This is a genomic window from Kitasatospora sp. NPDC057518, assembly GCF_042802075.1.
Taxonomy (GTDB): domain Bacteria; phylum Actinomycetota; class Actinomycetes; order Streptomycetales; family Streptomycetaceae; genus Kitasatospora.
The window spans coordinates 1-7,486 of record NZ_JBHVEU010000441.1; the positions used below are offsets into that span (position 1 = coordinate 1).

Annotated in this window: 8 protein-coding genes; 2 read left to right on the plus strand and 6 right to left on the minus strand. The window is 73.3% G+C overall.

All coding sequences use genetic code 11. From position 1 onward, the window contains the following. Window positions 1-51: 51 nt before the first annotated feature. From ACFU7Z_RS32465 to ACFU7Z_RS32485, 5 genes are all read right to left on the minus strand, one after another. Window positions 52-741, minus strand: coding sequence for an SDR family oxidoreductase (locus ACFU7Z_RS32465; protein WP_049658860.1), 690 nt, complete (start codon window positions 739-741; stop codon window positions 52-54). A gap of 13 nt (window positions 742-754) precedes the next feature. Further along, window positions 755-1,279, minus strand: coding sequence for a TIGR00730 family Rossman fold protein (locus ACFU7Z_RS32470; protein WP_074001491.1), 525 nt, complete (start codon window positions 1,277-1,279; stop codon window positions 755-757). Between the two features lie 45 nt (window positions 1,280-1,324). Beyond that, on the minus strand, window positions 1,325-1,882 hold the full coding sequence (locus ACFU7Z_RS32475) for a Uma2 family endonuclease (protein WP_049658858.1): 558 nt from the start codon (window positions 1,880-1,882) through the stop codon (window positions 1,325-1,327). A 118-nt stretch (window positions 1,883-2,000) separates the two neighbouring features. Further along, entirely contained in the window at window positions 2,001-3,137 is a 1,137-nt protein-coding gene (mnmA, locus tag ACFU7Z_RS32480; RefSeq protein ID WP_049658857.1) for a tRNA 2-thiouridine(34) synthase MnmA, read from the minus strand. 108 nt (window positions 3,138-3,245) lie between these two features. Beyond that, a complete protein-coding gene (locus ACFU7Z_RS32485; RefSeq protein ID WP_074001490.1) occupies window positions 3,246-4,427 on the minus strand; it encodes a cysteine desulfurase family protein in 1,182 nt (393 codons plus the stop codon). 181 nt (window positions 4,428-4,608) lie between these two features. Between ACFU7Z_RS32485 and ACFU7Z_RS32490 the strand changes: the two genes are divergently transcribed. Continuing rightward, the gene (locus ACFU7Z_RS32490) at window positions 4,609-5,376 is read left to right on the plus strand and encodes an IclR family transcriptional regulator (protein ID WP_380781443.1); all 768 of its coding nucleotides are present in this window, start codon (window positions 4,609-4,611) and stop codon (window positions 5,374-5,376) included. Here the strand turns inward: ACFU7Z_RS32490 and ACFU7Z_RS32495 are convergent. Further along, window positions 5,282-5,941 (minus strand): trimeric intracellular cation channel family protein, encoded by a 660-nt coding sequence (locus ACFU7Z_RS32495; RefSeq protein WP_049660599.1) that lies wholly within the window; start codon window positions 5,939-5,941, stop codon window positions 5,282-5,284. The two genes, ACFU7Z_RS32490 and ACFU7Z_RS32495, sit on opposite strands and share 95 nt — an antisense overlap. A gap of 129 nt (window positions 5,942-6,070) precedes the next feature. Here ACFU7Z_RS32495 and ACFU7Z_RS32500 point away from each other — a divergent pair, with 129 nt between their 5' ends. Further along, window positions 6,071-7,426 (plus strand): acyltransferase family protein, encoded by a 1,356-nt coding sequence (locus ACFU7Z_RS32500; RefSeq protein WP_380781446.1) that lies wholly within the window; start codon window positions 6,071-6,073, stop codon window positions 7,424-7,426. The last annotated feature ends 60 nt before the right edge of the window (window positions 7,427-7,486 follow it).

Genomic DNA, 7,486 nt, shown 5'->3' on the forward strand with positions numbered 1-7,486 from the left:
CTCCGGTGGGCGCGCGGGGCGTCGGCCGTCGCCGGTGTCCCGCGCGGCGCGTCAGCGCCCCGGGCGGACGGTGATGTCGGTGATCTCCGCGTCGCGGGAGGCGTCGAGGGCGGCGAGGACCGCCTTGGCGACGGACTCCGGCTCGATCCAGCGGTCGGCGTCGTACTCCTTGCCCTCCTGCTGGTGCACCTTGACCTGCATCGCGGTGGCGGTGCGGCCGGGGTAGACGGAGGTGACCCGGACGCCGTTGGCGTGCTCCTCGTGGCGCAGCGCGTCGGCAAGCGCCTTGAGGCCGTGCTTGCTGGCCGCGTACGCCGACCACTCGGCGTGGGCGTTCAGGCCGGCGCCGGAGTTCACGAAGAGCACGTGGCCCTTGACCAGCCGGATCGACGGCAGCAGGAGGCGGGTCAGCTCGGCGGGGGCGACGAGGTTGACGTTGAGCGTCTCCTGCCAGGCCTTGGGGGTCAGGTCGCCGACCGGGCCGAGCTCGACGACGCCCGCGACGTGCAGGAGGGAGTCGAGCTCGACGGGCAGCTGCTGGTGGCCGAAGGCCCAGGAGAGCTTGCCCGGGTCGCCGAGGTCCCCGACGAGGGTGCGGGCCCCGGGGAAGCGCTCGCGCAGCTCGGCGGCCCGGCGGGCGTCGCGGGCCAGCAGCCAGAGCTCGTCCCCGCGCTCGGCGAGTCGCTCGGCGAGGACGGCGCCGATGCCGGAGCCGGCGCCGGTGATCAGATGTGCAGCCATGGACCCGATCCTCTCAGGCCTTGAGCTGGGCGAAGACCTCGGCGGGGGTGTCCGCGAAGGTGATCAGCTCGGCGAGCGGGCGCGGCAGGAAGCCCTCGGCGTCCATCCGCTCCATCTGGGTGCGCAGGCCGGAGTAGAAGCCCTCGGTGTCCAGCACGACCACCGGCTTGTCGAACATCCCGTGCTTCTTGAGCTCCAGCACCTCGGTCACCTCGTCCAGGGTGCCCAGCCCGCCCACCAGGACGACGATCGCGTCGGCCCGGGCCGCCAGCTCCGCCTTCCGCTCGGGGAGGTCGGCGGTCCACACCAGCTCGTCGGCGCCGACGTACGCCTTGTGCCGCAGCATCTCGACCATCACGCCGACCAGTCGGCCGCCGGCCGCCTTCACCTCGTCGGCGAGCAGCCCCATCAGCCCGGCGTTCGAGCCGCCCCACACCAGGGTGTGCCCGCCCTCCCCCAGGAGCCGGGCGAACTCGGCGGCGGGGGCGGAGTAGCGGTCGTCGAGCGAGTACGCGGAGCAGAAGACAGAGATATTCATAGTGTCGTCTGGTCTATCACGCCCCCTGCCCACCGCTCACCGCCATTACTCGGTGTACGGCACGAGCTTCGACAGGCTCAGGCTGAAGCCGAAGGGCTCCGGGATGGTGATCGCGTCGCCGAACTTCCGGTCGCTGCGGGTGTGGTAGCGGTCGTGGTTCGGCTCGGAGAACAGCGTCACCGTCTGCTGGCGCGGGTCCACGATCAGGTACAGCGGGATGCGCATCACGGCGTAGTCGTGCAGCTTGTCCATCCAGTCGTTGCCCGGGTTGGACGGCGAGACGATCTCCACGGCGATCAGGGCTTCGGCGGCAGGGGCTTTGTTACCCGGCTGGGAGAGGACGTCGAGGGGGAGGTAGGTCAGGTCCGGCTCACGCCCCTTGGAGACGTCCGGGCTGACGATCTCGCTCCGCTCGCTGGGAAGGTAGCCGTCAGGAGCGTGCTGCTCGAACTGCCTGCGCACCTGGGCCACGTTGAGCTGATGGATGTTGGACGGCGACGCCTGCATGATCAGCGTGTCTCCGGACCATTCGATCCGGACGCCTTCCGGGGTGATCCGCTCCAGCTCCTCGATGAACTCGCGGTGCTGCTCGTAGAAGGTCATGCCGTCCACTATGGCCGACCGGGCCGACATCTCACCCGCTGCCGGTCGGCCTGCCGACACCGGGATCCAGCCGGGCCTCTGCGTGGACAGGAGGCCCGGCCCTCCCGGCCGCTGCCGCTCAGGCGGTGACGGCCGGGCGCTCGGTGGTGGCGATGGTGGCGGAGCCGACGACGCGGGTGCCGTCGTAGAGGACCACGGCCTGGCCGGGGGCGATGCCGCGCACCGGGGTGTCCAGCCGCACCCGCAGTTCGCCGTCGACGACCGAGGCGCTCACCGGCACCTCCTCGCCGTGGGCGCGGAGCTGGGCGGTGTAGCGCCCGTCGGCGAGGGGCTCGGTGCCGCACCAGCGGGGGCGGATGGCGGTCAGCCCGGTGACGTCGAGGCCCTCGACCGGGCCGACCGTCACGGTGTTGTTCACCGGGGAGATGTCCAGGACGTAGCGCGGCTTGCCGTCGGCGGCCGGGCGGCCGATCCGCAGGCCCTTGCGCTGGCCGATGGTGAAGCCGTACGCGCCGTCGTGCTCGCCGAGCTTGGTGCCGTCGGCGTCGAGGATGTCGCCGGGCGCGGTGCCGAGGTGCTTGGCGAGGAAGCCCTGGGTGTCGCCGTCGGCGATGAAGCAGATGTCGTGGCTGTCGGGCTTCTTGGCGACGGCCAGGCCGCGGCGCTCGGCCTCGGCCCGGATCTCCTCCTTGGTGGTGTCACCGAGCGGGAAGAGCGAGTGGGCGAGCTGGTCGGCGTCGAGGACGCCGAGGACGTAGGACTGGTCCTTGGCGGAGTCGACGGCCCGGTGCAGTTCGCGCGCGCCGGAGGGCAGGTCGACGATCCGGGCGTAGTGGCCGGTGCAGACGGCGTCGAAGCCGAGGGCGACGGCCTTGTCCAGCAGCGCCGCGAACTTGATCTTCTCGTTGCAGCGCAGGCACGGGTTGGGCGTGCGCCCGGCCGCGTACTCGGCGACGAAGTCGTCGATGACGTCCTCGCGGAAGCGCTCGGCGAGGTCCCAGACGTAGAAGGGGATGCCGATCACGTCGGCCGCCCGCCAGGCGTCCCGGGAGTCCTCGATGGTGCAGCAGCCGCGCGCGCCGGTCCGGAAGGACTGCGGGTTGCTGGACAGCGCCAGGTGGACACCGGTCACCTCGTGTCCGGCTTCGACGGCGCGGGCGGCGGCGACGGCGGAGTCGACTCCGCCGGACATCGCCGCGAGCACGCGCAGACGGCCGGTGGACGGAGTGGTCGGGGCACCCGGGAAGTCAGTCATGATGGCAACAAGGGTACGGGGTGGCCCGGCTGTTCCCGGAAGACGGGATCAGCGCCGGACGGCCGGGAACGGCGCCGCACGGCCGGGATCAGCGCCGCACGGCCGGGATCAGCGCCGGACGGAGGCCAGCCCGGCGTTGCGCGCCCGCTGCACCGCCGGCCCGATGGCCGCCGCCAGCGCCGTCACGTCCTCCCGCACCGAGGTGTGGCCGAGCGAGAACCGCAGCGACGCGCGGGCCAGCAGCGGGTCGACGCCCATCGCGAGCAGCACGTGGCTGGGTTGCGGCACCCCGGCGGAGCAGGCGGAGCCGGTCGAGCACTCGATGCCCTGGGCGTCCAGCAGCATCAGCAGGGCGTCGCCCTCGCAGCCGGGGAAGGAGAAGTGCGCGTTGGCGGGCAGCCGCCCGGCCGCGGACGGGTCGCCGTTGAGGATCGCGTCGGGGACGGCGTCCAGCACCGAGGCCACCAGTTCGTCCCGCAGCGCGCCCAGCGTGACGGTGTGCTCGGCCCGCCGTTCGACGGCGATCGCGGCGGCGGCCGCGAAGCCGGCCGCGCCGGGGGCGTCCAGGGTGCCGGAGCGCACGTCGCGCTCCTGCCCGCCGCCGTGCAGCAGCGGTACGGGCGCGGCGCCCCGGGAGAGCAGCAGCGCGCCGATGCCGAACGGGCCGCCGATCTTGTGTCCGGTGACGGTGAGCGCGGTGAGGCCGGATTCGGCGAAGGAGACCGGGACCTGACCGAGCGCCTGCACCGCGTCGGCGTGCACGGGGATGCCGTACTCGGCCGCCACGGCGGTCAGTTCGCGGACCGGCTGGACGGTGCCGACCTCGTTGTTGGCCCACATCACGGTGACCAGCGCCACCGACGCCGGGTCGCGTTCGATCGCGGACCGCAGTGCCTCGGGGTGCACCCGGCCGTGCTCGTCGACCGGCAGGTACTCGACGGCGGCGCCCTCGTGCTCGGAGAGCCAGTGCACCGCGTCCAGCACCGCGTGGTGCTCGACCGGACTGCACAGCACCCGGGTGCGGGCCGGGTCGGCGTCCCGGCGGGCCCAGTACAGGCCCTTGACCGCGAGGTTGTCGGACTCGGTGCCGCCGCCGGTGAGCACGATCTCGCTGGGGCGGGCGCCCAGCGACTCGGCCAGCGACTCCCGGGACTCCTCGACCACCCGGCGGGCCCGGCGGCCGGCCGCGTGCAGGGCCGAGGCGTTGCCGACCACCCCCAGGTGCGCCGTCATCGCGGCGATCGCCTCGGGCAGCATCGGCGTGGTCGCCGCATGGTCCAGGTATGGCATAACCATCCGATTGTAGAGCGCCGCACGGGGCGGGGTTCCGGCCCGGGGCACCGATCCAGCCACCGCCCGCACGGGCCGGACGCACCACGGCCGGACGGCCGCGTCCGGTACTGGTTTGTACCACTGAGCCACCCAGCGGTTAGCCTGACGCCACCAGTCAGCCGGATCCACGGGGAACGCCATGTCGCAGTCGGTCGACCGCGCGCTGACCCTGCTCGACGCGCTCGGCGACGCACCGCTCTCGCTGGAGCAGGCCGCGAGCAGCCTCGGGGTGCACAAGTCCACCGCCCTGCGGCTGCTGCGCACCCTGGAGGAGCACGGCTTCGCCCGCCGCCAGCCGGACCTGCGCTACCGGATCGGCGGCCGGGTGCTCTCGCTGGCCCACCGCGCGCTGGAGGACTTCGACGTCCGGCAGGTCGCCGCGCCGTACCTGGCCGCGCTCAACGCCCGCTGCGGCTACACCGTCCGGCTCGCCGTGCTGCACGACGGCGAGGTGCTCTACCTGGACGAGGTGGCCGGGCCGCCGGGCGCGGAGCCGTCCCGGATCGGGCGCCGGGCCCCGGTCGACGGGACGGCGGTCGGCCGGGTGCTGCTCGCCGGGCTGTCCGCGGACGACGCCCGCGCGGAGCCCGAGCTGGCGGCGGTGCGCCGCCGGGGCTGGGCGGCCGAGTCGCGCGAGCACCGGGAGCCGGTGACCTGCGTGGCCGCGCCGGTCGCGGGCAGCGGCGGGCGGACGGTCGCGGCCTGCGCGCTGAGCGCCCCGGCGAGCGAGGTTCCGCCGGCCGAACTGGCCAGGATGGTGCCGGAACTGCTCTGCACGGCCGAGGCGATCTCGCTCGCGTACGGCGGCTCGCCTACTCCTCGCTGGTGCGAGAACCGTTGCGGTGCCAGGCCCGCGGGGCACGCCAGCCGTACTTCAGGGCGAGCATCCGCAGTCCGAAGGCGGTGAGCGCGGCGGCGGTGCCGGTCACGCCGGTGAGCCGGTCGGTGGCGATCAGCAGGGCGACGACGGTGGCGCCGACCAGGGCCGGGACGGCGTAGATCTCCCGGTCCCAGCGCAGCAGCGAGGGGATCTCCCCGGCGAGTATGTCGCGGATCACGCCGCCGCCGGCCGCGGTCACCATGCCGAGCGCGATCGCGGCGACGGCGCCGAGGCCGAAGTCGTGGGCCTTGGCGGTGCCGGTCACGCAGAACAGCCCGAGCCCGAGGGCGTCCAGGGTCTGCACCGCCCGGTTGATCCGCTCGACCTCCGGGTGCAGGAAGAACACCACCAGGGCGGCGCCCAGCGGGGTCACGAAGTAGCCGAGGTTGGTGAACGCGGCGACCGGCGTCGCGCCGATCACCAGGTCGCGCATCACGCCGCCGCCGAGGGCGGTGACCTCCGCCAGCACACAGATGCCGAAGATGTCCATGTTCTTGCGGACGGCGAGCAGGCCCCCGGAGAGGGCGAAGACGAAGATGCCGACGAGGTCCAGCGACTGCTGGACGTCGGTCGGGAAGAGCTGGGATGTCACCGTCCATGTGTACCCGATGTGCACGGATGTGCCGGTGAACGTCCGTTCTCCGGATGCGAACGCACCGCCGGAAGGGTGCCGGACGGCTTGCGCGCCGTCCGGCCGGACCTGCTCGGCTAGCCTCCGCCTGTGAAGCTCGTGAAGCCCAGGTCGGCCCCGGCGTCACCGCCGGAGCCGTCGAAGTCGCCGCCGGAACCGCCCGCCTCCGCCAGGCTCGGCTGGCTCGACGCGCTGCGCGGCGTCGCCGCCCTCGCCGTCGCCATGCACCACTTCGGACTGCTCGGCAAGATCCCCCACGCGGACCGGGTGCCGCGCCAGCTGGACCTCGGCTTCTTCGGCGTGATGCTGTTCTTCCTGGTCAGCGGGTACATCATCCCGGCGTCGCTGGAACGGCGCGGCGACGTCCGGGCGTTCTGGACCGGGCGGCTCTTCCGCATCTACCCCGCGGTGGCCGTCACGATCGTGGTGAGCCTGCTGGTGCTGCCCCGCGGCGGCCAGATCGTCCAGAGCTTCCCCTTCGACCACCCGGTGCTGTCGCTCGCCGCCAACGGCCTGCTGCTCCAGGACCTGGTGGGGGTGCCCAGTGCCATCGGCGTGATGTGGTCGCTCACCTACGAGATGGTCTTCTACTACTTCGTGTGCGCGCTGTTCGTGCGGGGGTGGCACCGGAACAGCGCGCCGATCGCGGTCGGCTTCGCGTCCGTCGCCCTGGTGCTCGGCACCTGGCTGCCGATCGGCGGGATCTCGGTGGACCTGGCGGCCACCAGGCACCTGGTGGCGGTGGCCGGGATCGTGGTGCTGATGGCGATGGCGTGCATCGCCACCGCCCGTCCGGACCTGACCCGTTGGGGCGCGCTGCTGCTCGGCGGCCTGGGCCTGGTCCTGATCACGGTGAACAACCGGAGCACCGGCTTCGAGACCATGCTGATCTTCGCGACGATGTTCGCCGGCACCGTGCTGTACCGGCTGGAGCACGGCCTGCTCGACCGGCTCCCGGCCCTGCTCTGCTGCGCCTTCGTGGTCGTCGCCGGCGTCACGGTCGGCTACCTGTACAACCGGGACACCGCGCTCTGGCACACCTGGACCCCTTCGTGGCAGTCCTTCTCCCTCGCCTACCTGGCCGCCTGGGCCCTGTTCGCGGCGGCCATGCTGCTGCGCCGCCGCCGCTTCCCGCGCTGGCTGAGCGGGCTCGGCACGATCAGCTTCTCGGTCTACCTGCTGCACGGGCCGCTGATGTACTTCGTCGGCTGGAGGCTCCAGGGCTACCCGCCGATCGTCGGGCCGACGGGGCAGGCCGCGCTCACCCTCGGCTACCTGGGGGCGCTCGTGGTGCTCTCGTACCTGTCGTACCGGCTGGTCGAGATCCCGTTCCAGCGCCTCGGCCGCCGGGTGGTCCGGGCGCTGGACCGCCGCTTCCCGGCCCCCGCCCCGGGCCCGCGCGAACCGGCGCCGAGGCCCGAACCGGTGTCGGCCGCGGGCGTCTGAGGCGCCCGGACGCCTGGGACGCGGACACCGAAGAGGCCGCCCGCCCCGGGGGTCCGGGGC

What these genes read in the sequence shown, in the direction of transcription:
- ACFU7Z_RS32465 (WP_049658860.1), bottom strand. Translation starts at nt 741, where the DNA reads ATGGCTGCACATCTGATCACCGGCGCCGGCTCCGGCATCGGCGCCGTC.
- ACFU7Z_RS32470 (WP_074001491.1), bottom strand. Translation starts at nt 1,279, where the DNA reads ATGAATATCTCTGTCTTCTGCTCCGCGTACTCGCTCGACGACCGCTAC.
- ACFU7Z_RS32475 (WP_049658858.1), bottom strand. Translation starts at nt 1,882, where the DNA reads ATGACCTTCTACGAGCAGCACCGCGAGTTCATCGAGGAGCTGGAGCGG.
- mnmA (WP_049658857.1), bottom strand. Translation starts at nt 3,137, where the DNA reads ATGACTGACTTCCCGGGTGCCCCGACCACTCCGTCCACCGGCCGTCTG.
- ACFU7Z_RS32485 (WP_074001490.1), bottom strand. Translation starts at nt 4,427, where the DNA reads ATGCCATACCTGGACCATGCGGCGACCACGCCGATGCTGCCCGAGGCG.
- ACFU7Z_RS32490 (WP_380781443.1), top strand. Translation starts at nt 4,609, where the DNA reads ATGTCGCAGTCGGTCGACCGCGCGCTGACCCTGCTCGACGCGCTCGGC.